Source organism: Micromonospora sp. Llam0 (genome assembly GCF_003751085.1).
Lineage (GTDB): Bacteria > Actinomycetota > Actinomycetes > Mycobacteriales > Micromonosporaceae > Micromonospora_E.
The window spans coordinates 3,899,234-3,922,641 of sequence record NZ_RJJY01000001.1; the positions used below are offsets into that span (position 1 = coordinate 3,899,234).

Annotated in this window: 21 protein-coding genes; 8 read left to right on the plus strand and 13 right to left on the minus strand. The window is 73.4% G+C overall.

The window, feature by feature from the left end:
• Positions 1-52: 52 nt before the first annotated feature.
• The 5 genes from EDC02_RS17030 to EDC02_RS17050 form a co-directional block, all read right to left on the minus strand.
• Positions 53-1,255: a bifunctional RNase H/acid phosphatase gene (locus EDC02_RS17030; RefSeq protein ID WP_123602821.1), complete on the minus strand. Its 1,203-nt coding sequence runs from the start codon at positions 1,253-1,255 to the stop codon at positions 53-55.
• An 8-nt stretch (positions 1,256-1,263) separates the two neighbouring features.
• Positions 1,264-2,004 (minus strand): zinc ribbon domain-containing protein, encoded by a 741-nt coding sequence (locus EDC02_RS17035; RefSeq protein WP_123602822.1) that lies wholly within the window; start codon positions 2,002-2,004, stop codon positions 1,264-1,266.
• Entirely contained in the window at positions 2,001-2,963 is a 963-nt protein-coding gene (locus EDC02_RS17040) for a Nif3-like dinuclear metal center hexameric protein (RefSeq protein WP_255500404.1), read from the minus strand. Before EDC02_RS17040 ends, EDC02_RS17035 begins: the two co-directional genes overlap by 4 nt.
• Before the next feature lie 104 nt (positions 2,964-3,067).
• Positions 3,068-3,634 (minus strand): flavoprotein, encoded by a 567-nt coding sequence (locus EDC02_RS17045; RefSeq protein WP_233605977.1) that lies wholly within the window; start codon positions 3,632-3,634, stop codon positions 3,068-3,070.
• 49 nt (positions 3,635-3,683) lie between these two features.
• On the minus strand, positions 3,684-4,916 hold the full coding sequence (locus tag EDC02_RS17050) for a helix-turn-helix domain-containing protein (RefSeq protein ID WP_123604872.1): 1,233 nt from the start codon (positions 4,914-4,916) through the stop codon (positions 3,684-3,686).
• A gap of 300 nt (positions 4,917-5,216) precedes the next feature.
• Here EDC02_RS17050 and EDC02_RS17055 point away from each other — a divergent pair, with 300 nt between their 5' ends.
• Both EDC02_RS17055 and EDC02_RS17060 read left to right on the plus strand, forming a co-directional pair.
• The gene (locus EDC02_RS17055) at positions 5,217-5,963 is read left to right on the plus strand and encodes a bifunctional DNA primase/polymerase (RefSeq protein ID WP_123602824.1); all 747 of its coding nucleotides are present in this window, start codon (positions 5,217-5,219) and stop codon (positions 5,961-5,963) included.
• Positions 5,964-6,242: 279 nt separating this feature from the next.
• Positions 6,243-6,494 (plus strand): DUF3040 domain-containing protein, encoded by a 252-nt coding sequence (locus EDC02_RS17060; protein ID WP_123602825.1) that lies wholly within the window; start codon positions 6,243-6,245, stop codon positions 6,492-6,494.
• Positions 6,495-6,554: 60 nt separating this feature from the next.
• On the opposite strand, the gene EDC02_RS17065 is transcribed toward EDC02_RS17060, so the two are convergent.
• The 4 genes from EDC02_RS17065 to EDC02_RS17080 all read right to left on the minus strand — a co-directional run bounded on the left by EDC02_RS17065 (position 6,555) and on the right by EDC02_RS17080 (position 14,285).
• Positions 6,555-7,466 carry an SWIM zinc finger family protein gene (locus EDC02_RS17065; protein ID WP_123602826.1) on the minus strand — a complete coding sequence of 304 codons (912 nt, stop codon included), beginning with the start codon at positions 7,464-7,466 and terminating at the stop codon, positions 6,555-6,557.
• Positions 7,463-10,615 (minus strand): DEAD/DEAH box helicase, encoded by a 3,153-nt coding sequence (locus EDC02_RS17070; protein WP_123604873.1) that lies wholly within the window; start codon positions 10,613-10,615, stop codon positions 7,463-7,465. Before EDC02_RS17070 ends, EDC02_RS17065 begins: the two co-directional genes overlap by 4 nt.
• An 80-nt stretch (positions 10,616-10,695) precedes the next feature.
• Positions 10,696-12,411, minus strand: a complete 1,716-nt coding sequence (locus EDC02_RS17075; protein ID WP_233605978.1) for an ABC transporter ATP-binding protein — start codon at positions 12,409-12,411, stop codon at positions 10,696-10,698.
• Between the two features lie 77 nt (positions 12,412-12,488).
• Positions 12,489-14,285: an ABC transporter ATP-binding protein gene (locus EDC02_RS17080; protein WP_123602828.1), complete on the minus strand. Its 1,797-nt coding sequence runs from the start codon at positions 14,283-14,285 to the stop codon at positions 12,489-12,491.
• An 87-nt stretch (positions 14,286-14,372) separates the two neighbouring features.
• Here EDC02_RS17080 and EDC02_RS17085 point away from each other — a divergent pair, with 87 nt between their 5' ends.
• From EDC02_RS17085 to EDC02_RS17105, 5 genes are all read left to right on the plus strand, one after another.
• A complete protein-coding gene (locus tag EDC02_RS17085) occupies positions 14,373-16,433 on the plus strand; it encodes a tetratricopeptide repeat protein (protein WP_148083491.1) in 2,061 nt (686 codons plus the stop codon).
• A gap of 133 nt (positions 16,434-16,566) precedes the next feature.
• Positions 16,567-16,890, plus strand: a complete 324-nt coding sequence (locus tag EDC02_RS17090; RefSeq protein ID WP_123602830.1) for a DUF6403 family protein — start codon at positions 16,567-16,569, stop codon at positions 16,888-16,890.
• Complete coding sequence (locus EDC02_RS17095; RefSeq protein WP_123604874.1) at positions 16,887-18,254, plus strand: hypothetical protein; 1,368 nt, start codon at positions 16,887-16,889, stop codon at positions 18,252-18,254. The genes EDC02_RS17090 and EDC02_RS17095 overlap by 4 nt, the downstream gene beginning before the upstream one ends.
• Positions 18,251-19,228 carry a hypothetical protein gene (locus EDC02_RS17100; RefSeq protein WP_123602831.1) on the plus strand — a complete coding sequence of 326 codons (978 nt, stop codon included), beginning with the start codon at positions 18,251-18,253 and terminating at the stop codon, positions 19,226-19,228. The genes EDC02_RS17095 and EDC02_RS17100 overlap by 4 nt, the downstream gene beginning before the upstream one ends.
• A 4-nt stretch (positions 19,229-19,232) precedes the next feature.
• Positions 19,233-19,898, plus strand: a complete 666-nt coding sequence (locus EDC02_RS17105) for an acVLRF1 family peptidyl-tRNA hydrolase (protein WP_123602832.1) — start codon at positions 19,233-19,235, stop codon at positions 19,896-19,898.
• 29 nt (positions 19,899-19,927) lie between these two features.
• Here the strand turns inward: EDC02_RS17105 and EDC02_RS40270 are convergent, their stop codons facing one another.
• Entirely contained in the window at positions 19,928-20,101 is a 174-nt protein-coding gene (locus EDC02_RS40270) for a hypothetical protein (RefSeq protein WP_158632210.1), read from the minus strand.
• A gap of 62 nt (positions 20,102-20,163) precedes the next feature.
• Positions 20,164-20,940 (minus strand): transposase family protein, encoded by a 777-nt coding sequence (locus EDC02_RS17110; RefSeq protein ID WP_199757661.1) that lies wholly within the window; start codon positions 20,938-20,940, stop codon positions 20,164-20,166.
• A 221-nt stretch (positions 20,941-21,161) separates the two neighbouring features.
• Here EDC02_RS17110 and EDC02_RS17115 point away from each other — a divergent pair, with 221 nt between their 5' ends.
• Positions 21,162-22,649 (plus strand): ISKra4 family transposase, encoded by a 1,488-nt coding sequence (locus EDC02_RS17115; RefSeq protein ID WP_370461507.1) that lies wholly within the window; start codon positions 21,162-21,164, stop codon positions 22,647-22,649.
• A gap of 77 nt (positions 22,650-22,726) precedes the next feature.
• Here EDC02_RS17115 and EDC02_RS17120 read toward each other — a convergent pair whose 3' ends face one another.
• Positions 22,727-22,936: a hypothetical protein gene (locus tag EDC02_RS17120; RefSeq protein ID WP_123602833.1), complete on the minus strand. Its 210-nt coding sequence runs from the start codon at positions 22,934-22,936 to the stop codon at positions 22,727-22,729.
• Positions 22,937-22,973: 37 nt separating this feature from the next.
• Complete coding sequence (locus tag EDC02_RS17125) at positions 22,974-23,402, minus strand: hypothetical protein (RefSeq protein WP_148083492.1); 429 nt, start codon at positions 23,400-23,402, stop codon at positions 22,974-22,976.
• Positions 23,403-23,408: the final 6 nt, after the last annotated feature.

The following is a 23,408-nucleotide window of genomic DNA, read 5'->3' on the forward strand; positions in this document are numbered from 1 at the left end:
AGGCTAACGGCGCACCGGCCGCCCGGGTCAGGCGGTGGCGATGCCGTCGAGGTCAGGGGGTGGCGATCCCGGCGAGGTGGGCGGTGTCGTTGACGGTACGCACCGCTACGCCGCCGTCCGGCCAGGTGTCGATCACCGAGATGCCGGTCGGGTCGAGATAGAGCCGGTGCAGCAGCGCGTCCCCGGCGCCCAGCGCGTCCCGCAGCATGATCTTCAGCGGGGAGACGTGCGAGACCACCACGACGGTCTTTCCCCGGTACGCGGTGAGCAGTTCCCGCACCACCCGGCGGACCCGGCCGGCGACCTGGGCGAACGACTCCCCGCCGGGCGGGGACAGCTCGGTGGAGGCGAGCCAGGCGGTCAGCTCGGCCGGCCAGCGTTCCCGCACCTCGGCGAAGGTGCGGCCCTCCCATTCGCCGAAGTCGCACTCGATCAGGTCGGCTTCGGCGCGTACCGGCGGGTCGCCGACCTCGGCGGCGATCGCCCGCGCCGTGTCGACGCAGCGCGACAGCGGCGAGCAGACGATGACGTCGACCTTCGCCCGGATCACCGCGATCCGCGCGGCGGCGGCGGTGGCCTGCGCCGCGCCCTGCTCGGACAGCGGCACGTCGCCGCGCCCGGAGTAGCGGCTCTGCTTGTTCAGCCCGGTCTCGCCGTGCCGGACCAGGATGAGCCGGGTGGCGGTGGCGGTGGTCGGCGGCTCCCACGACGCGGCCGGGGCGTCGCCGGCCCCGGCGACGGCGAACATCGACGGCTGGACCTCGGCGACCGGCACGGCAGGCGCACCAGGCACGGCAGGAGTAGCCGAAGCGGCCGGTGCTGTCGTTGCCTTGGTGGCCTTGGCCGGTTTGCCGGCGGCCTGGTCCATCGCCTGGTTGGCCAGGGCGTCGGCGCGCTTGTTCTGCTCCCGGGGGATCCAGCTGAACCTGACCGAGTCGAACTCGCGGACCAGTGTCGCGGCCTGCGCGGCGAGCGGCCGCAGCCCCGGGTTCTTGATCTGCCACCGACCGCACATCTGCTCGACGACCAGCTTCGAGTCCATCCGTACGTCGACCGAGGTGGCGCCGATCTCGGCGGCTGCCCGCAGCCCGGCGATCAGCCCCTGGTACTCGGCGACGTTGTTGGTGGCGACGCCGAGCGCCTCGCCCCGTTCGGCGAGCACCGTGCCAGTGTCGGCGTCGAGCACCACGGCCCCGTACCCGGCGGGCCCGGGGTTGCCCCGGGCACCGCCGTCGGCTTCGACGACGACCTTCATGGCGGCGCTCACAGGCCCGACTCGGCGGTGCGCACCATGATTCTGCGGCAGTCCTCGCAGCGAACCACCTCGGCCGGGTCGGCCGCTTTGATCCGGCCCCGTTCGGTGGCGGACAGTTCGAGGCGGCAGCCGCCGCAGCGGCCGGCGCGCAGCAGCGCGGCGGCCAGCCCACCCGAGTTCTCCCGGATCTTGTCGTAGAGGGCGACCAGGTCGGCCGGCAGGTCGTTGGCCAACGGGGCGCGGGCGGAGGTCTTGAACTGTTCCTCGCTGGCGATCTCGGCGAGGGTGCGTTCCCGGGTCTGTTCGACCTCGGCACGCCGTTGCCGGGTGCTGTCGATCCGGCCGGTGACCTGGTCGAGCGCGGCCTGCGCGGTCTCCCGCTGTTCCATCAGCTCCAGCTCGGCGTCCTCCAGCTCGGTCTGCCGGCGGGTCAGCGACGCGAGTTCGTGCTGCAGCGCCTCCAGTTCCCGGGCCGGGCCGGATCCGGCGGTGAGCCGGTCCTGGTCCTTGTCCTTGCGGGCGCGGACCTGGTCGATGTCGCGTTCCAGCCGGGCGATGTCGCGGTCCAGGTCGTCGACGGCGACCTGGGCGCGGACCCGCTCGTCCTCCAACGCTGACAGTTCCCGCGCCAGGGTGTCCAGCTCGGCGTGCTCGGGCAGGGTCCGTCGCCGGTGGGCGAGCTGGGCGAGCGCGGTGTCGATCGCCTGCAGGTCGAGCAGGCGGCGCTGGGCTTGCGGGTCTGCCTTCACGGATGGGGCTCCTCATGGGTGGATGCGGCGGGCGCGGAACGGGCGGGTGCCGTAGGCGTAGGGCCGGTGGGTGCCGCGCGGGTGGGGGTGGCGCTGGTCGCCACGCGGGGGCGGCCGGCGGACGGCGTGTGCAGGGTCCACGGGTCGGTGTCGAGGTCGGAGACGGTGGCGTCGACCCCGAGTTCGCCGGTGAGGTACGCGGCGAGGTCGTCCAGCCAGGGGCGTTCGGTAGCCCAGTGGGCGGCGTCGAGCAGCGCCGGGCCGCCGCTGGCGGTCTGTTCACTGACCGGGTGGTGGCGCAGGTCGGCGGTCAGGTAGGCGTCGACGCCGGCGGCGGTCGCGGCGGCCAGGTAGGCGTCACCGGCACCGCCGCAGACCGCCACCGTGGCGACGAGGCGTCCCGGGTCGCCGGCGGCCCGTACCCCCCAGGCGGTGGCCGGCAGCACCTCCGCGGCGTGCCGGGTGAGTGCGGCGAGGGTGAGCGGCTGGCGCAGCGCGCCGATCCGGCCGGCGCCCTGGCCGGCGACGGCGGCGGCCGGGCTGCCGGGTGCCGCCGGCACCAGTGGCCGCAGGTCGGTCAGGCCGAGCCGGGCGGCGAGTGCGTCGGAGACGCCGGGTCGGGCCACGTCGGCGTTGGTGTGCGCGGCGTACAGCGCGACGCCGGCCCGGATCAGGTCGTGGACGATCCGCCCCTTGTACGTGGTGGGGGCGACCGAGGAGACGCCGCGCAGCAGCAGCGGGTGATGGGCGATGATCATGTCGGCGCCGGCGTCGACCGCCTCGGCGACGGTCTCCGGTACGCAGTCGACGACGCACCACACGTGCCGCACCGGGGCGTCCGGTTCGCCGAGGACCAGGCCGACGCGGTCCCACTGCTCAGCCCAGGCCGGCGGGTAGCGCCGCTCGACGGCGGCGGTCACGTCGGCGACCCGTACCGGTGATGCTGCAGTTGTGTCCACGGCGGCCCAGCTTACCCATCCACCCGCCGCGCTCCGGACGTTCAGGCGCGGCGGCGTCCGTTCGGTCGTGGGCGTCGCGCCCGTCGGGCGCGGCGGCGTCCCAATCAGCCGTGGGTGGTGCCGGCGGACAGCTGCTCGTCGAGGGCCTCAAGGGTGAGGTGCCACGGGATCCGGTCGATGATCTGCTCCCCCTCACCGGGCGGCTGTAGCGGCAGCACGTCGTCACCGAGCAGCACCCGCACTCCCCAGCCGCGCAGCCGGGCGACGCTCTCCTGGAACGCCGGGTGCCCGGCGAGCGCGGTGTTGGTGAACGGCAGCGTGACGATCGGCAGGCCCTTGCCCTGTGCTTCGACGATCAGCCCGAGGGCGAGGGTGTCGGTGATCCCGGCGGCCCACTTGTTGATCGTGTTGGCGGTGGCCGGGGCGACGATCATCGCGTCGGCGGGGGGTAGCACGTCCGGGTCGCCGGGATTCTTGTAGTCGACCCGTACCGGGTGGCCGGTCTGTGCGGCCAGCGCCGGCAGGTCGACGAACTTGCGTCCGTCCGGGGTGACCACCACGCAGACCGACCAGCCGCGTTGTCGGGCCAGCGTGACCAGCCTCCCGACCTGACGGGAGGCTGGACTGCCGCAGGCGATCACGTAGAGAATCCGGGCACCGGCCGGGGTCACACCGTCACCTCTCCGTCGATGGGTACGTGGCTGTTGCTCGGGTGTCGGGTCACACGCCGACCCCCATGTGTTCGGCGAGTTCGGCGACCGGCGCCGACGGCGTGCCCCGGGTGCGGCGCAGCACGTCGGACATGACGGCGTGGGCCACCGGCCGGCAGCGGATCTCCGCTGGGGCGAGCCGGTCGCCCTCCAGCAGCATCTCGGTGGCCTTTTCCAGTTCGCCGGACTGAGCGTAGCCGCGGGCGATGTCGAGCAGGTGGTGCGCCCGCCGTTCCGGCAGCAGGGCGCTGAATCCCGGATCCTCCATGATCGCCTGGTGGGTCTCGACCGCCGCTCGGCCCTCGCCGAGCTCGACGGCGGCCGCCGCCCGGTGCAGTTGCACATTGGTCGGGCCGAAGCAGGTCCAGTAGTGGTTGCGGTTCTCGCCGAGCGCCCGCGCCGCGTCGTCGGCGCCGTTGACCAGGTCCCGGACGGTGGCGCTGTCGCCGAGCCGGGCGGCTGCCATCGCCCCCTGCAGCAGCAGCAGGCCGTAGACGGAAAGTTGCTCCGGGGTGCTGCTGCGGCTGTCCGCCGGGGCGAGCCGGTTGGCGATGTTCACGTTCACTTCAAGGGCCGCACGGGATCGGCCGAGGGCCAGTAGCGCGTTGCCGACCCGGCAGGTCGCCACTCCGGTCAGCAGCCGGTCGCCGGCCCGGTGCGACACCGCGATCGACCGGTCGGCGGCCAGCCAGGCGAGATCGTGCTCACCGAGCTTGCGCAGCGTGGACGAGGCGATCTGGTAGAGCTGGCCGAGCAGACTCGCCGCCTGCTGCGCGTCGTCGTCACCGGTGTAGTGGGCGTCGGCGGCCTGCGCGTCGCGCAGCAGCCGGGGCAGCGCCCGGGCCAGCACCCCGTACTTGGCGTGCTGGAAGGTCAGCCAGGCGTGGTTGGTGGCCTTGTGCATCTCGGCGAGCTGCGGCGGGCTGTTCGTGGGTCGGAAGAACGTGCTGATCGAGTCGTAGCGTTCCAGTGCGGCCCGGATCTCCTCCACCTCCACCTGGTCTATGCAGGTGACGCTCTCCGGCCGCCGCTCCGGGTCCTTGCCGAGCAGCAGCTGCGCGTCGAGCTGCAGCACGTCGGCGATCTCGTGGATCACCGAGAACTTGTCCAGTCGGCGCACCCCCCGTTCGACCTTGTCCACCCAGCTCTTGGATTTGCCGAGCCGGTCGGCGAACACCTGTTGGGACATTTTGCGCCGGCCACGCCAGTAGGCGACCCGCCGACCGATGGGTAACTCCTCCACGCTCATGTTCCCCCTCGCGGTGCCGGGCACCACATAGCCCGGTAAACGTGCTGGTCGATGCGGCATCCCCCCGGACACCGGGACCACTGACCGTGCTCATCGCACAGGCAGTGCGTTAGGTCCATCACAGATGGTCGTAGTTTTCGATGCAACTTGCAAAGGGTTGGCAGCCGAAAAGTTCCGGCGTGTCGCCGGGGTGTTCCCCACCCCGGCCACGCCGGTTCCGGCTGCCCTGATCCGACCGGCCGGACCCGGCGAGTGGTCCGGCCGGCACCCAGATGTCTTGGAGGAATCTCGATCATGCGGTGGACGGTCCAACCGCCTTTCGTCCGCCTGCGGCTCCGCCGCGGCGCGCTGCGCTACGCCAGGCACGGCTGGCCGGTGACGCCAGGGGCGTACCTGTACCAGGGGCGCTTCCGGTGCGACCGCCCCGGCTGTCCCACCACGGGCTGCCACCCGGCGTTACAGCACTGGCAACGGGACGCCAGCGACCAGCGCGACCAGGTCGGCTCGTGGTGGCGCCAGCAGCCGCACACCGTCCTGCTGGCCACCGGACACGCGTTCGACGTGCTCGACGTGCCGGCCCGGCTCGGCCTGCGGACGCTGTGCACGCTACGGCTGCGCGGCGGTGCCGCAGCACCCGGCCGGGGCCAGCTGCGCGGGCCGGTCGCGGTCACCCCGACCGGGCGGTGGATGTTCCTGGTACGCCCGGGTGACGCGCTGCGCCCGGAGCTGGCCGATTCGCTGGACGTCATCCAGCACGGGTCGGGTTCCTGGATTCCCGCCCCACCGACGGTGCTCCCGCAGGGGCCGGTCCGCTGGGCGGTCGATCCGGACGAGGTCGGCTGGCGGCTACCTGACTCGTACGCCGTACAGCGGATCATCGTCGACGCCCGGGAAACCGCCGCCGCGCCACCACGGCTGCCGCAGCCCCGCAGCGCGCCGGTCGGGCCGCTGCCGGGTGCCGTACCGCTCACCGTCCCGCTCGCTCCGGCGGCCACGGTCTTCGTCCCCCGGCAGACGTCCACCCTGCGCCGGGCGTTGTGACCTGCCCAGAGGTCACCTGCGGGTGACTCCACCGGCCCGGGGGCTCACCCGGGTAGGCGGATCTTCCCGGCTGCCGCCGGTCCGGGACCCTCAGGTCCCGGGCCGGCGGCCGTCCTGTTTGCCGGTTGAGGCGCAAGCTGCGGGACCGGGCTGCGTGAGCGGCGGGCGATTGGGTAATGCCCCGATGGCCGTTTGCTACGCGCCGTTCGGTACTGATTTGCGTTACCGCGCCTCGCCACCACGGCACAGCCGTCGGGACGTTCGGAGGGAAGGCACGCCATGCTCAGCAGGGAGGATCAACGCCGGTTCGACCAGATCGCCCGCCATCTGCGGACGACCGATCCGGACTTCGTCGCCCGCCTGGGCGATCAGGCCGCCAACCGGCGGAACCGGGCGGCGATCATCGCCAGTGTGCTGCTCTGGGCGGTGGTGCCGCTGCTCGCCCTGTTCGGCGGCTGGATCGCCGCGTCGATCTGCACGGTGGCACTCACCGCCGCCGGTCTCCTCGCGCTACGGGCCCGCCGCTGGTAGCCGCGTCGGTTGTCGGCAGCCGGCAGAGCAGCGCCGCACCGGCCGCGCCGGCAGCCCGCGTCAGTCGTCGGCCGGCGCGGGTTCGGCGAACCGTCGGTAGGCCCGGCCCAGCACCGTCGCCAGGCCCGGGCCGCCGATCGCCGGTGACGGCGCACCGAGCTGGCGCAGCAGCAGGTCGGCGCGGGCCGGCAGGACCGGCTCGCGGTCCGGCAGCGGTACCGGCGCACGCCAGAATCCGGTGTCCGACGCGGCGCCGGGTTCGGACAGGCCGGCCAGCGCCGGGCCGGCACCGACCGGGGACGTCACCGGCTGCGCATCGGAGTCGGTGGACGGCGAGACAGCGTCGACGGACGGCGAGACAGCGTCGACGGACGGCGCACCGTCACCGCCACGGGCGAGCCGCAGCTGACGCAGCAGGGTGGCCCGGTCCCGTCCCCGCCAGTGCAAGATCTGGAACGGGTCGGCGTCGAACTCCTCGGCGAGCAGGTAGCAGGTGGCGGCCAGATGTTTGCACGGCACCGCCGCATCGGGGCAGCTGCAGCTCATCGCCAGCTCGTCGACCCCGGCCGGGAAAAGTGGTGCCCCGGCGGCGACGAACACCTGCTCCAGCTCTGGCGGCAGGTCGCCGGCTAGCAGCCGGGCACTGTACAGCGCCTGGCCGGCCAGGGTGCCTTCGATCCGCCGCCACACCGCGTCGCCGTAGCGCCGCAGCCCGATCCGCGCCTGGTACGGCCGGGGCCGGGAGCCCTGCACCTGGGCGGTCACCATGCCGGGTGCCACGGTCAGGGCGAGCACCTGCCCGGCTCGGGCGTAGGAGCGGCCCCGGGTCAGCCGGGTGCCCAACGCGAACGACTCCAGCACGTCGATGAAGCGGCGCGACCACCAGGACTGCCCGATCGCGCCCCGGGTGCTGCGGGCGCGCAGCCCGCCGTCGACCCGCCGGGGCCGGCCGTAGTCTTCGAACCGGCTCATTCGACCACCGCCCCGGCCTCCAACGTGAACAGCTCCCGCAGCTGCGCGGTCGACAGCTCGGTCAGCCACTGCTCACCGCTACCGACGACGGTCGCGGCGAGGCCACGCTTGTCCGCCACCATCGCCGCGATCTTCTCCTCCACCGTGCCGGCGCAGACGAACTTGCGGACCTGCACCGCCCGCCGCTGGCCGATTCGGAACGCCCGGTCGGTGGCCTGGTCCTCCACCGCCGGGTTCCACCACCGGTCCACATGCACCACGTGGTTGGCGGCGGTCAGGGTCAGCCCGGTGCCGCCGGCCTTCAACGACAGGACGAACAGCGGCGGCCCGGCCCGCCCGTGGCCGTCGGCGTGGCCGCCGGCCTGGAACCGGGCCACCAGGCCGTCGCGGTCCGCCTTGGCCAGACCGCCGTGCAGGAACAGCACTTCCCGGCCGGTGTACGCCGACAGGTACCCGCGCAGCATCGCGCCGAACTCGGCGTACTGGGTGAACAGCAGCGCCTTCTCCCCCGCCGCCAGCACCTCGTCGAGGATCCCGGTGAGCCGGTCGAGTTTGCCGGAACGCCCGGTCAGGTGCGAGCCGTCGCGCAGGAACTGCGCCGGGTGGTTGCAGATCTGCTTGAGCTTGGTCATGGTGGCCAGCACCAGGCCGCGCCGTTCGACGCCGTCGCTGGTCTCGATCCGGCCCAGCATGTCGTCGACCACCGCCTGGTAGAGCGACGCCTGTTCGGCGGTGAGGTGGCACAGCACCTCCATCTCCAGCTTCTCCGGCAGGTCGGAGATGATCGACGTGTCGGTCTTGAGCCGGCGCAGCACGAACGGGCCGGTGATCCGGCGCAGCCGCCCGGCGGCGTCGGCGTCGCCGTGGCGTTCCACCGGTTCGGCGTACCGGCGGCGGAAGCTGGCCGCGCCGCCGAGCAGCCCCGGATTCGCGAACTCCATGATCGACCACAGGTCGGCGAGGCGGTTCTCCACCGGCGTACCGGTGATCGCGACCCGGTGCCGGGCGGGCAGCGACCGGACCGCGACGGCCTGCCGGGTCGCCGCGTTCTTGATCGCCTGCGCCTCGTCGACCATGATCCGGTGCCAGCCGACCTCGGCCAGGTCGGCGGCGTCCCGGGCGGCCACCGCGTAGGTGGTGACCACCAGGCGGGCGTCGGTCACCGCAGCGGCGAATTCCGCGCCCCGTGGCCGGTCTGCGCCGTGGTGCACGTGCACGGTCAGCTCCGGCACGAACCGGGCCGCCTCCCGCTGCCAGTTGCCGACCAGTGACATCGGACAGACCAGCAGGGTCGGTCCGGCGTCGGGTGCGTCGGCGGCGAGCAACGCGAGCAGCTGTACGGTCTTGCCGAGCCCCATGTCGTCGGCGAGCACGCCGCCGAGCCCCAGCGAGTCGAGGAACCGCAGCCAGGCCAGACCCCGCCGCTGGTACGGGCGCAGCCGCCCCTGGAAGCCGGCCGGCTCGGCCACCGGGGCGAGCCGGCGCTCCACCTCACCGCTGAGCAGGTCACCGAGCGCCCCGGTGGCCTCGATGCCGAGCACCGGCAGCGGCACCGCGTCGTCGTCGGCGCCGAGGGCGACCCGCAGCAGGTCGGTGACGGTCAGCTCGCCGCCGGAGCGCAGCAGCTTCAGTCCGGCGGCGATCCGCTTCGGGTCGACCTCCACCCACTCGCCGCGCAGCCGTACCAGCGGGGTCTTGGCCCGGGCCAGGTCCCGCAGCTCCTGCTCGGTCAGCGGCTGGTCGCCGAGGGCAACCTCCCAGCGGTAGTCGACCAGGGCGGACGTGCCGAAATCACGGGCGACGGCGACGGCGCCCGGGGCGGTGCGGCTACTCGCCCGCAGCCGGGCCCCGAGTCGGGCGGCGGGCCGCCGCCACCACGACGGCAACAGGACACCGAACCCGGCGGCGTGCAGGGCCGGCGCGCCGTCGCGCAGGAACCGGTGGGCGGCGGCGACGTCCAGGTCCATCCCGTCGGGGGTGGCGGTGCGCAGCGCGTCGTCGATCGCCGGCCAGAGCCGGCTGGCCCGACCCAGCTCGGCCAGCAGCGTCTCCTGTGGGTCGGCGGTGTGCCCGGTGAGCGGCTGGAGCTGCCGGCCGCCGCGCCAGATCGCAGCGGCGTCGACCAGCAGGCTCGGTTCGGCGGTGGCCTGCACCGCGAACTCCAACCGCCAGCCGGCGGTGCCGTCACCGTCGGCGGCGGGATCGTGGTCGGGGTCGGGTTCGCGCAGCCGGAACAGGGCCCGTACCGGGCCGCCGGCCGCGTCCCGCTGCCAGTGCTCCAGCTCGGCGACGAGCGTGTCGAGCGCCGCAACCGGGGCGGTGAAGTCCCGCCGGTGCCCGGTCAACGCGGTCAGCCAGGCGTCGCGGGCGGCCAACGGCCCGGACCGGGCCCGGCCCTCGGCCAGCCGTACGCCGTGCAGCGCGGCGCGGGCGGCGGCGTCGGTCAGCGCGTCCAGCGCCTCGGCGACACGCCGGTGTCCGGTGCCGGGCGCCCCGGCGGCCAGCGCCGCCGCCGGGGTGGCCAACGCCAGCGACCGGGCCCACCGCTGGTCGGCACCGGTCAGCAGCGGCAGCCAGCAGGCGGTGGCCGACCCGGGTGCCGGGCCGGGTCGGACGGCGGGCAGCACCCGGCCCCGGGTGACTAGTTCGGCGGCGAACCCGGCGAGCAGCGCCAGGTGGCGCACTCCGGCGCCGATCACCAGCCCGTCCGGCAGACCGCCGCCGGGCATTCCGTCGCCCGGCGCGACGTCGGCCGCCGGATCGACGTCGTGCAGGGTGCAGAGCACCGACAACGCCTCGTCGGCGTCGAACTCCAGGGTGGACACCAGCCAGTCGGCGTGGCCGCCGTCGCGGGCCAGCCCGGTGGTCGGCGCGTCGGACTGGGTACGGACCAGCTCCGGTGACTCGACCGGAGCGCCGGCGGCGGTCGGCAGCCGGACCGCCGTACTGCCGGTGACCGCCTTGACCGCCACCGGCCCGAGCAGCGGGCTCAGCGCGGCGACCAGGGTCTCGTGTCCGGCGGCGAACGGGTGCGGTCGGCGGCGCGGCGGTCGCCCCGGCCGCCGTGGCGGCGCCGACGGCAACGCCGAGTCCTCGGCCCAGACGGCGAGCCGACCGTCGGGGCCGAGCAGCCCCTGCACCACCAGCACAGCCACTCCTTCGCCATCGGCACCTGCGCCGATGGTACGGGTGGTCCGACTGGCACGGCCGACGCCACCGCCGGCGGCGGTCAGCCGTGCCAGGAGCGCCACAGCGCGGCGTACGCGCCGTCGGCGGCGATCAACTCGTCGTGGCTGCCCTGCTCGGTGATCCGGCCCTGGTCCAGCACCGCCACCCGGTCGGCGTCGTGGGCCGAGTTCAACCGGTGCGCGATGGCGATGACGGTCCGCCCGGCCAGCACCGCCGCCAAGGACTGCTCGGTCCGGCGGGCGGTGGTCGGATCCAGGGCGGCGGTCGCCTCGTCCAGGATCAGGATGTCCGGGTCGGCGAGCACCAGCCGGGCGAGCGCCACCTGCTGGGCGTGCGCGGCCGACAGGTCGAGCGCGCCGTCACCGAGCGGCGTGTCCAGGCCGTCGGGCAGCTCGGCGTACCAGTCGGCACCGACGGTGTCCAACGCGGACCGCAACGCCTCGTCGGACGCCTCGGGGGCGGCGAACCGCAGGTTGTCGCGCAGCGTGCCGATGAAGACGTGGTGTTCCTGGGTGACCAGGGCGATCCGGCGGCGCCGCTGTGCCGGGTCGAGGTCGGTGACCGGGCAGCCACCGAGGCGCACCGCGCCGTCGCGGGGCATCTCGATGCCGGCGATCAGCCGGGCCAGGGTGGACTTGCCGGCCCCGGAGGGGCCGACGATCGCCAGCCGCTGCCCGGCGGCCACCGTCAGGTCGATGCCGCGCAGCACGTCGACGCCGACGCCGTAGCCGAAGGTCAGCCCGGTCACCCGCACCTCGCGGCCGGTCGGTGTGGCGCCCCGGCCGCGCGGCTCCGGCGGCACCTGCCCGACGCCGAGCACCCGGGCGTACGACGCCAGTCCACGCTGGGCCTGTTCGATCCACTGCAGGATGGTGTCCAACGGCTCGACGGCCTGCTGCAGGTAGAGCGCGGCGGCGACCACCGCGCCGAGGGTGACGGTCTCCCGGTGCAGCAGCAGCCCGCCGACCAGCAACGCGGCACCGATCGGCAGCGCGACACTGGCCTCGGCGACCGGGAAGTACACCGAACGAAGGGCGAGGGTGGCCCGCCGGGCGGCCCACAGGTCGGCGATCCGGGTCCGGCCCGCGCGGATCCGTTCGTCGCCCAACCGCAGCGCCTCCACCGTGCGGGCACCGTCGGCGGTGGTGGTCAACGTGTCGGTCAACGCGGCCATCGCCGCGCCCTCGGTCAGGTAGGCCGGCCGGGCCCGGCGCAGGTACCACCGGGTCACCGCCACGATCGACGGCAGGCCGATCAGGCCGGCCAGCCCCAGCAGCGGATGCAGCCAGAACACCGCGCCGAACAGCAGGACCAGCTGCGCGGTGGCGATCACCACCACCGGCACCACATCGCGGACCATGGTGCCGACCGTGGCGACGTCGCTGGAGCTGCGGGTGGCGAGGTCGCCGGTGCCGGCCCGTTCGACCACCGACACCGGTAGCCCGAGGACACGGTGCACGAAGTCCTCGCGGAGCCGGGCGACCGCCCGTTCGCCGAAGCGCAGCCCGACGTACCGGGCGAAGCGGGTGAGCAGCCCCTGCAGCAGGACGAAGCCGATCAGCGCCGCCGCCAACCGGTCCACGGCGGCCACCGACGCGCCGGCGGTGACGATGTCGACGATCCGGCCGAGCAGCCACGGCCCGGCCAGGCCGGCCAGGGCCGCGCCGACGTGCAGCACCAGGATGCCGGCGACCACCCAGCGTTGCTGGCCGAGCAGTTCACCGGTCGCCCGCCGGACGGTGCGTGGATCGGCCACCGGCAACCGGCCGGCCGACGGTCCGGTTGCTGCCGACGGTCCGGTTGTTGCCGGCGCGCCCGCCGGCCCGGTCGCGCTCACGGCTGCCCCGGCACGGGCGTCGCCCCGGCGGCCGGGCCCGTGCCCGGTCCGGCCGCGTCGGCCAGTTCACCGCCCCGGGCGACCAGCGCCCGGTAGCCCGGGTCGCCGGCCAGCAGCTCCGCGTGGCCGCCGAGCCCGACGACCCGACCGCCACGCAGGTACGCCACCGTGTCGGTGGCCGCGAGCAGCAGCGGGGACGTGGTGACCAGCACCGTGGTCCGGCCGGCCCGCGCGGTGCGCAGCCGGTCGGCGACCCGGGCCTCGGTGTGCGCGTCGACCGCCGAGGTCGGCTCGATCAGGACCAGCACCTCCGGCTCCACCAGCAGCGCCCGGGCCAGCCGGACCCGCTGGCGCTGGCCGCCGGAGAGGGTACGGGCGCGACTGCCGATCGGGGTCGCCAGGCCGTCCGGCAGCGACGTCACCACGTCGTCGGCGGACGCGACCCGGACCGCCGCCCGGACCCGTCGGTCACCGGCCGCGTCCGGCTCGTCCGCCCGCGCACCCTGCAGGATCTGCCGCAGCGTGCCGGCGAACAGGTACGCGTCGTGGTCGGCGACCAGGATCCGGGCCCGCACCTCGTCGAGCGCGACCGCGCCCAGCGGCACCGCACCCCAGGTCACCGCGGACCGGCGGAACCGGCCCAGCCGGTCGGCCAGGGCCTGCCCGTCGCCCGGGTCGGCGGCCGCCACCCCGATCATCCGGCCGGCCGGCACGGTCAACCCGCTGTCGGGGTCGTGCAGGTCGGCCGGCCGAGGTGGAGCGGCAGCGGTGTGCCGCGCCGGCCGGTCGGTCACCGGGTCGGGGGCGAGCCGCAGCAGGGCCACGATCCGGCGGGCCGCGACCCGGCCCCGGATGAACTGGTAGCTGCCCTCCTGCAGGAACCAGACCGGGACGGTCAGCGCGGCGACGTACCCGTAGACGGCGACCAGCTCCCCGATGGTGATCTCGTCGGCGACCGCCATCCGGGCGGAGAGCCACACCACGGCGGCGAGGAACAGCCCGGGGACGGTGACGGTGAGCGCCTCGATCCAGCTGTTCACCGCCGCGACCCGGTAGCCGTGCCCACGCAGCCGCTGCGAGTGGGCCACGTAGCGGTCGGCGAACAGGGCTCGACCGCCGACTCCGGCCAGCACCCGGAGCCCGGCGACGATGTCACCGGCCCGGGCGGTGAGCTGGCCCTGTTCCCGCCGGTAGGTCTGCTCGGCCCGGTCCAACCGGCGCAGCAGCGGGCCGAGCAGCGCCGCGACCACCGGCACGCCGATCAGGATGACCGCCGCGAGCACCGGCGAGACCGTCCAGAGCAGGACCGCGACCACCAGGTACGCCAGCACCGCGCCGACGCCCGGCCCGGCCAGGGTGAGCACGTGCGAGGTGTGGGTGATGTCGGTGCCGCCGACGGTGGCCACCTCGCCGGTGGCGAGCCGGCTCGGCAGGACCGCGCCGATCCGCGCCAGCTGCCGCGACAGCACCCCGGCGGACCGGGCGGTGGCGTCCTCGCGGATGTAGGTCATCGTGCGGTGCCGAAACACACCGACCACGGAGATCAGCACCCCGGCGGCCAGGACGGCGCCGACCCACCACGTCAGTACGGCCCACCGGCCGGGGCGCAGTCCGTCGTCGATCGCCCGGGCCACCAGGTACGGCCGGCCGGCCAGGCCGACCATCCACACCGTACTGAGCAGGGCGCCGCGCAGCACCCGCCACGGTTGGCGGCACACCAGCCACCACAGGTAGCGCACCGGCCCCCGGGTATCGGGAACGCCCGGATCGGGATGCGGGATCAGCGGCGGCACCCGCCCAGGCTAAATCGTCCCAACTCACGCCGCCGACACATTTCCCCCTCGCCCGGCGGCGTGCCGTCCGTCACAGGTAACGACGCGGTGATCCGACGTCGATGGGTGGTGGTCGTGGGCATTCGGGTGAAGATGTTGGGCACCCAGGCGGCCCGGGAGTTCGACCGGGCCCTGCGGACCGGTGATCCACGACGGTTCCGGACCGCCGCCTGGCTGGCCGGCTCCGCGCTGGCGCTGGCCACGGCGCAGGATCCGCAGGCCGGACCGTTGCACCTGCTCCGCGGAGCAGCCCTGCTGTACGGATTCGAGTACACCGGTGACCTGGCCGACCTCGACGAGGCGGTCCGGTGCGGGCAAGCGGCACTGCGGGTCGTGGAGCCCGATGGCGTCGCCCTGCACGCGCTGGCCCGGCTGCACCTGGCGACCGCGCTGCGCCGCCGGTACGAGATCACCGGCAACGACGACGACCTGACCGGGGCGCACCACCACGCCCGAACCGCGGTGGACAGCGCCGAAGGCCCCATGGCGATTCTGCTCGACCAGCTCGGGGTGATCCTGCGCCTGCGGTACGAACGCACCGGGTCGACCACCGACCTGGACGAGGCCGTCGAGCGGGGTGCGGCGGCGCTGCGTACCGCACCGGCCGACGACCCGGACCGGTGGAGCTACCTGACCAACCTGGCCGCGACGCGGTGGGCCCGGTTCCGTGGCAGCGACGCGACCGCCGACCTCGACGAAGCGATCCGCTGCGGCCGGCAGGCCGAACGGTTGGTGCCCGCCGGCCACCGGGAGCGGCCAGCGGTGCTGGTCAACCTCGGCATCGCGCTGCGCACCAGAGCCGAACGCACCGGTTCGGACGACGATCTCAACGACGCGGTACGGATCCTCGACGAAGCGTCCGCCGTGTTGCCGGCGACCAGCCCGCAGCGGGGACGGCTGCTGGCCAACCGGGCGTCCGCCTGGCAGAGCCGCTTCGCCCGGCACGGTCGCGACACCGACCTGGACGCCGCGATCGCCGCGACCGAGACGGCGTCGTCGGCCGGACCCGACACCCCGGACAGCGTCGGCATGCTGATCAACCTCGCGGGGTTCCGGGCGGCCCGGTTCGCCCGCAGCGGCGCGCTCGACGACCTCGACGCGGCGGTCCGCCTCGCCGAGCAGGCGCACGGCCGGCTGGACGAGGCACACCCGACACGGCCCAGCCTCGACGCGACCCTCGGCTCCCTGCTGCTCGCCCGCTACGAACGGCTGGGCACCCGGGTCGACGTCGACCGCTCGATCTCGCTGCAGCGGGCCGCCGTCGAACGCGCCCCCGGCACGGACCGGGAGCGGGCCGGCTGGCTCAGCAACCTCAGCACCGCGTACCGCCGACGGGCCGAGCGGTTCGGCGACCCGCCGGATCTCACCGCCGCCGTCACCTGCGCGGCGGAGGCGGTACGCGGATGCGCGGTGGACGATCCGCGTCGGCTCGCCGCGCTCACCACCCTCGGCACCGCCCACCTGGCGCGCTACGAGCAGGGCGGCGACCAGGCAGACCTTCGGGCGAGCGTCACGGCGGTGTCCGAGGCACTCGCCCGTACCACGGTGGAGGGTCCGAGCCACGCGCTGCGGTTGGCGGTGCTGGGCAGCGCGCTGGCCGCGCGGTACGCCGTACAACGCCGTCCACAGGACCGGGACCGGGCCGTCGACCTGTGGCGGACGGCGGCGGGACTACCCAGCTCGACGCTGTCCGACCGGATCGACGCCGCCTGGCGGTGGGGTCAGTCAGCGGCGACCGAGGGCGATTGGGCGGTAGCAGCCGACGGATACCGGGCGGCGGTAGGTCTGCTGCCGCTGCTGGCCTGGCGCGGCGGCAGCGACGACGACCGCCGGCACCAGCTGTCCCGGTGGCCCGATCTCACCGGCGAAGCGGCGGCCTGCCTGCTGCGTTCGGCTCTTCCGGCCCCCGACGAGGCAGTGGCCGACGAGGCAGCCCCCGACAAAGCGGCGACCGACGAAGCGGTGGCCGTTCTGGAACAGGGCCGGGCGGTGCTCTGGTCGCAGCAGTTGGAGCTGCGGGTTGATCTGGGCCGTCGGTACCCGCGACTGCCGGCCGAGCTGGCCCGACGGCTGGTACGGGCCCGCACCGTCCTCGACGGGCCGGCCTGAGCCGTTCGCCGGCCCACCGAGTGTGTCGTCGGTCACCGGGCACCGCTGAGCTGGGCCGCGCCACGACCGGGCAGCTGGCACCGGTCGTGCAGAATCGGCGGCAGTCCGACGACTCGATCATGGGGGGGCGACCATGGGATGGTCCTGGCTGGTGTGGCCGGTCGGGGCCGCCGTGCTGGTGGCCGCCGGATACGTCACGGCGACGCTGCCCCGACGACGGGCGCACCAGCACGCCCGGCGCGTCTCCTGGTCGACGGCGAGGTCCGCGATCGACGCCGCCACGGTCAGCCGCGACGCCGCGCCCCGGACGGTCGCCGAGGCGGAGCAGCTGCTCACCCGGGCGCAGACCCTCGCCGCCGACCGGGGTGGGCCGGCGGCGGCCCGCGCCGCCACCGACTACGCCCGGCGCGCCGACGAGCTGTGGCGTACCGCCGCCGGGCCGGAGGGTCCGGCGTGAGGCGCGCCGTCGGCACCGAGGTGGTGCGCTGGGGCGCCTTGACGGCGGCCGTCGCCGCCCTGGTGGTCTTTCTGCTGGCGCAGCGGCAGGACATCGACGTCAGCTACGGGCAGTCGCCGGCCCACGCGACGATCGCCGAGGGCAGCGCCGGCGAGCTGAGCGACGCCGGCGTGCCGTCGGTCGAGGAGATGACCGCGCTGGTCGCGGCCGACCCGGTGGTCCGCCTTCCCGGGGCGGTCGCCGACTGGGACGACGATCGGGTGGCCGCCGTCATCGGCGACGCCGACGTGCGGATCCTGGTCGCCCCGCCCGGCCTGGACGAAGCGGAACGCGAGCGGGTCCGCGAGGTCGACAACGCCACCGTACGGATCATCGGCACCCAGGTCAGCGGCGGCTTCTACCAGGCGTACTCCACCGATCTGGACAGCTGGCGCGGGCATTTCGCCACCGGCGACGTCACCGGCCTGCTGACCGTCCTGATCGCCACGCTCACCGACCAGCCCGAGCCGCCGGACGAGGAGGGGTTCGCCTGGCGGGACCCGACCCCGGCGGAACTCGACGTGGTCGTCGGCGACCTGCGTACCGCCGGACGGCACGTCGCCGACGGCGCGACCCTGGCCGACGCGCCGCGACCGGGTGCGGCGGACGCCTTCCCCGACGGCACGGTGCGCTACGTCGCCCTGCCCCGGCAGCCGTTCGGCGAGCCGGTGCCGAACTACGGCCCGGCGCTGGCCGAGGTCTTCCCCGGCGACCCGGTCGTGGTGCAGTACGGCAACTGGGTCGAGTACCACGGGCCGGCCGCCGACGAGTTCGCCGAGGTGGCCGCGGCCAGTTTCTACGGTCAGTTCAGCGACCGGCTGAGCCGCTACGACTACCCGCAGACCAACGTGCTCGACGCGTACCTGAGCCGGGTCACCGACGTGCGGTACGCCGGACTGTTCGACCGGCCGTTGCCGTACCAGCCGGTGGATCCGCTCCGGGTGGCGTTGCCGGCGCTGCCGTGGCTGTTCGCCGGCTGCGTGATGCTGTTCCTCGTGCTGTCGGTGCGGTCGGTGCTGCGCGCCGGCAACCCGGCCGGGCAGCGGCGCAGCGTGCGTGGCCACAGCACGGTCCCGGCCCGGCTGGCCGGGTTGACCGCGCTGGCCGTGGAGATGTCCGCAGTGCCCGGCGGTGCCAGCGACGCGCCGCTGACCAGGGGAATCGGCAGGCTGGGGGCGGCCCGCGCCGCGCTCGACGACGACCTGCCCGACCGGCACGTGCACAATCTGCTCGACGAGGCGGAGGACGAGTTGGACAGCGCCGCCCGGCTGCTGGGCTTCGACGGTTACCGCCCGGACGTCTACCTGCGGAGCAGGCTCGGATGAGCCGGCTGACGCGGTTCATCGGTACGCCGTTCGGCCTGGCCACGCTGGCCTGCCTGGCGCTGGCCGGCTGGGCGTTGTGGTCCGGTGGTGTCCTGGACGGCCCGATCGCCCGCGAGGTGCGCACCTCCTCGGTGTACGCCGCCCCCGGGGTGGAGCTCGACGAGCCGGCAGCCGAGCAGGTGATCGGCAACCGGCGGCTGGTGGTGCTCTTCCTGGAGCCCGGCGCCGATCTGCGTGACGGCTGCCGGGCGACGGAACGGGCGGCGGACGGGACGCTGGTGCTGGCGTTGAGCCGGGAGGTCGACGACGACGGCTACGACACGTACGGCTGCGCCTGGCTGCCCGGCCGCGACGACGCGAACTTCGGCCGGGCGGCGGTCGCCGAGACGACCATCGGCCGGGGTGCCGACCAGTTCCCCGACGAGCCGGTCGAGGCGGTCAAGGTGATCGTGGTCAACTACGACCTGCTGGTACGGGCCGACATCGTTCCCGACGGTGCCCGCACCATCAGCCCGTCGCTGCCGCGCTACCTGGTCGCGGCCGCCGCGGTCACAGCGGTCGGCGTCGGCGCGGCGAGCATCTGGCTGGCCGCCCGGCGGGCCGGGCGGCTCGCGGACCGGCGGCGGGCCCGCCGGCAGCAGTTGGCGGACAGCCGCAGCCGGTTGTCGGCCGCCGCTGCCGTGCTCGGCCAGCAGATCATCGACCTGGACCGCCGGTACGCGCGGGCGGAACGAGGCGCGGCCAGCGGCAAAGCGGCCAGCGGCAAACAAGACGCGGCCGGCGGCACCGGCGAGCGAGGTGACTTCGTCCGGCGGTACCGTCAGCTCACCATGGACTACACCGACCTGCTTGCCAACATCGTCGCCGCAGACCGGGCCGACCGGGCCGACGTCGACCGGCTCACCGAGCGGCTGGAGCGGTTGATCGGACGCGGCCGCGAGCTGGCTGGCTCGCCCGCCGTACCGGGGAGCTGAGCGCGTGCGCGGCGCGCGGCCGGCGGCCGGCGGCGGCCGGTGGGTGGAGATCTCCCCGGAGCGTCTGCGGGGCTGGCTGGACGGCTTCTACGGCCGGCACGACGGCGCCACCGAGGACGGGCTGGCCCTGACCGGGGCCAGCAACGGCGACACGGCGACGCTGCATCCGCCGCCCGGCGTCGACGGGGTCAGCGACGTCGACGGTCTGCTCACCGCGCTGATCCGGCCGCCACGCATCGGTCTGCTGCTGGCACGTAAGGGCGCGGTGGCGGTCGGTGTCGTCGATGGCACTGCCATCATCGCGTCCAAGGTGGAGCGGCACTACGTGCAGGGGCGCACCGCCGCCGGCGGGCAGTCACAGCAGCGGTACGCCCGGCGGCGCGACAACCAGGCGACGGCGGCGGCCGGCCGGGCCGCCGACATCGTGGCCCGGGTGCTGCTGCCGCACACCCCCGGGGCTGCTGAGTCCACCGGAGCCGAGGAGCCGATCCGGGCGCTGGTCTGCGGTGGGGACCGCCTGATGGTCGACGCGGTGCTCGCCGACCGACGGCTGGCACCGCTGCTGCCGATGCGCCACCCACACCTGCTGGACTGCCCGGAGCCCCGGCTCGCCGTCCTGCAGGACGCGGCGGTCGCCGCCCGCCGCGTCCGCATCCACCTGGTGCCCTGACTCAGGTGTGTCCTTCCGCCGCCCGGCGATCAGGCCGCCTGGTCGGCCGCCAGTTCCGCAGTCAGCCGACGGGCGATCGCCCGCTTGCGGCGGTTGACGACGCCAGCGAAATTGACCAGGAAACCCAGGTAGACGACAGTCCCCGAGGCCCACATGTCCACCCGGGTACCGCCGCCTGGCAGAGGCTCGATGTCGATCGACATCGTGATACCGCCACGGACTCCACGCCGGCGCATGTTGATCGTCCCCGGCCCACCGGTGAGGCTTATTCACAGGCGATCCTGTAGAACTGCAGACCGATGACACAGGAGATAGTTTCTCTGAAGGTTCCGAGGGGTCTGCGGTAGTCGGTGTGCAGGATCCGCCAGGTCTTCAGATTCGCGATGACCTGCTCGACGACCCAGCGGATCTTGTTGACCTGCCGGTTGTATTCCTTCTGCCACTCCGTGAGTTCGCCGCCCTTGGGCTTTTTGTACGGGGTGATCATGCCGTTTCCGACGTAACCCTTGTCACCGATCCAGTCTCCAGGGTTGAGGGTGACGAGGACCTCGGCGTCGTTGATCGCGTACGAGTCGTGGCGGTTGCCGGCGACTGGGTCGGAGATCCAGGCGAGTGCACCGTCGAGAGTGCATGCGACCTGAACGCTCATGCCCGTGGTCTTGTGTTTGCCGGAGAACAGACAGCGGTCCGTGCGCCATGACCAGCAAGGGAGCAGCGTGCCGTCGACGAGGTACTGGACGCTGGGGCTGAGCTCGTCGGCGGTCGGCACGAATCCTGTGAGCACGCGCTTAAGTACGGGAGTGACGCCGGTGATCGCTCGGGAGATTGTCGCCTGCGAGACGCTGTGCGCCTCGGCGATTTCCGCTTGGACGCGGTTTCGGCGCAGGTACGTCAACGCGACGACGACCGCGCGGTAGAGGACCGCGCGGTAGAGACCGAGGATCGGCGGCCAGGGTTCCACTTCCAGGTCCTGGCATTCGGTGCGGATGAGCGCGCAGAGGTCGCGGATCTGGTCGGTAGTAAAGCCGGTGGTATGATACATGTTCGGCGGTCCGTTTTTCTACTTGGGTGTTGTGTGGTAACTCCATCCTATAGGGGTGCGGCTCTTCTGGAGTGAGGCGGTGATTGCCTATGGTCGCGGAGTGGTTGCGGGGAGTGGTCGCGGGGGTGTTTGGGTCGGTTGGAAGGTTGAAGGGCTCCTTCTCGTAGGTTGATGGGTGGTCTAGATCCACAACCGAAGAAGGAGCCCGGGTGTCAGGGTACGTGGTGGCGGGGGCGTTCGACCGGTCGCGGGAGTGTTTCGAGGAGTTGGTGGAGGGGTTGGCCGGCTCGGACAGTGACGGGTTGACGCACGCCGAGTTGGAGGACCGCCTCGCGGTGCGGGGTCGTGAGCTGCTGCGGTTGTTGTTGCAGGACCATGTGGATCTGCGGGCGGCGCGGGAGGTGCGCCGGGAACGGGTGGTCGGTGCCGATGAGGTGGTCCGTTCCCGGGTGGAGGTGGGGCATGGTCGGGGGCTGGGCACGGTGTTCGGTGCGGTGACGGTGACCAGGATGGCGTACCGGGCGTCGGGAGTGGCCAACCTGTATCCGGCGGACGCGGTGTTGAACCTGCCGGTGGAGAGGCATTCGCACGGGCTGCGCCGGTTGGCGGCGGTGGAGTCGGTACGGGGATCGTTCGACGACGCGGTCGCCGCGATCGACCGGTCGTGCGGGGTGGGTGTGGGGAAACGGCAGGTGCAGGAGTTGGCGGTGGCCGCCGCTGTGGACGTGGCCGCGTTCTACGACACCCGATCGCACCGGCCGGTCGGCGATGGCTGGCTGCTGGTGCTGTCGTTCGACGGTAAGGGTGTCGTGATGATCCCGTCCGCGTTACGGGACGCCACCGCGAAGGCCGCCGCCCGGACAGGCCGTAGGTTGACCACCCGGCTGTCGCCGGGAGAGAAACGTGGCCGTAAACGGATGGCGGAGTTGGCGGTGGTCTACGACGCGGCGCCGGTGCCGCGTACCCCGTCCGAGATCATCACCGGTGACGACGGCCGGCGTCGGCGGGGTCCGGTCGCCCAGGCCAGGTGGTTGACGGCGTCCGTGGTCGACGACATCGCCCCGGTCGTCGCCGCCGGGTTCGACGAGGCGTGTCGCCGTGACCCGCGGCAGGCGCGGACCTGGGTCGTGCTCGTTGACGGTAACCGTGCCCAGATCGACGCGGTCCGGGCCGAGGCGGACCGCCGCCAGGTGAAGGTCCACATCGTGCTGGACTTCGTCCACGTGCTCGAGTACGTGTGGAAAGCGGCGTGGGCGTTCTTCTACACCGGTGACCCCGCCGCCGAGGCGTGGGTCGGCGAGCAGGCGGTCAAGATCCTGTCCGGCAAGGCCGGGCAGGTCGCGGCCGGGATCCGTCGGCGGGCCACCCGGTACGGATACTCGGCCAGGGAACGCGCCGGCGCCGACGAGTGCGCCGACTACCTGACCCGCCACCAGCCCTACCTGGACTACCACACCGCGTTGGCTGCGGGGTGGCCGATCGCCACCGGCGTGATCGAGGGCGCCTGCCGGCATCTGGTCAAGGACCGCATGGACATCACCGGCGCCCGCTGGGGACTGGACACCGCCGAAGCCATCCTCAAGCTACGCGCCGTATCCGCCAACGGCGACTTCAACGCCTACTGGGCCTTCCACCTGCAACAAGAACACCAACGCATACACCAGAACAGATACCAGCAACAACGGGAGGGCTACACCCTCGCCGGATGACCAGCCATCACTCCAAAAGAGCCGCACCCATCCTATAGAGAGGCGGACCGTCACTTTCCGTTGGGGTCCACTGTGGCTTACTGAAGCTTTGCTGAATAAGCCTCGGTGGTGGCCCACAGGACGGCGCGCGGGCCGGCGAACGCGTCACGGACGATCTGCGCCACCTGAGCCGAATTGTACGGCGAATCGACGGTCGTCGTAGCGACAGCCTGCCGGGTCTCGTAGAAATGCCAGCCGATGATGACGATCGGCGTGACAAAGACAGCGAAACAGAGGAAGCTTTCCATGATCTTCTCCCATCTTCATAATGTCGAAATGACTGATTCACAGCTGCGGCGGCCAGCCGTGCTCCTCGCGTAGCTGCCTGAGGCGCGTCATCTCAAGGGCGGTCAGCGCCACGCTCGGCGGCAGGCCCCGGGAGAGTTTGAACCGAATCCCGGCGTCGATCAGCGGCAAGGCTGCGGGCATTCGAAACGCTTCACTGCTGTACATCTCCCACGCCAACCTCGCCGCCCCGTACGTCGCGAACCCGCCCCGGTCCCGTTGCACAAGGGCCAGCAACCCGCCGAGAAAACCGTCAGGATCGCTAGTCGCGTGACCGTACAGCGCTCCTAGCCGGTTTACGGTCTCGTCGACGTCGACCCCACTGCCCTGCGGGTCGAGCGAGAAGCGCCCGAAACGGTCGAGCCACCGCAGCATGTCGGCGGGAAACGGGGAGCGCGGAGCGCGGCTAAACAGTCCCACGCCGGCCACTGACGG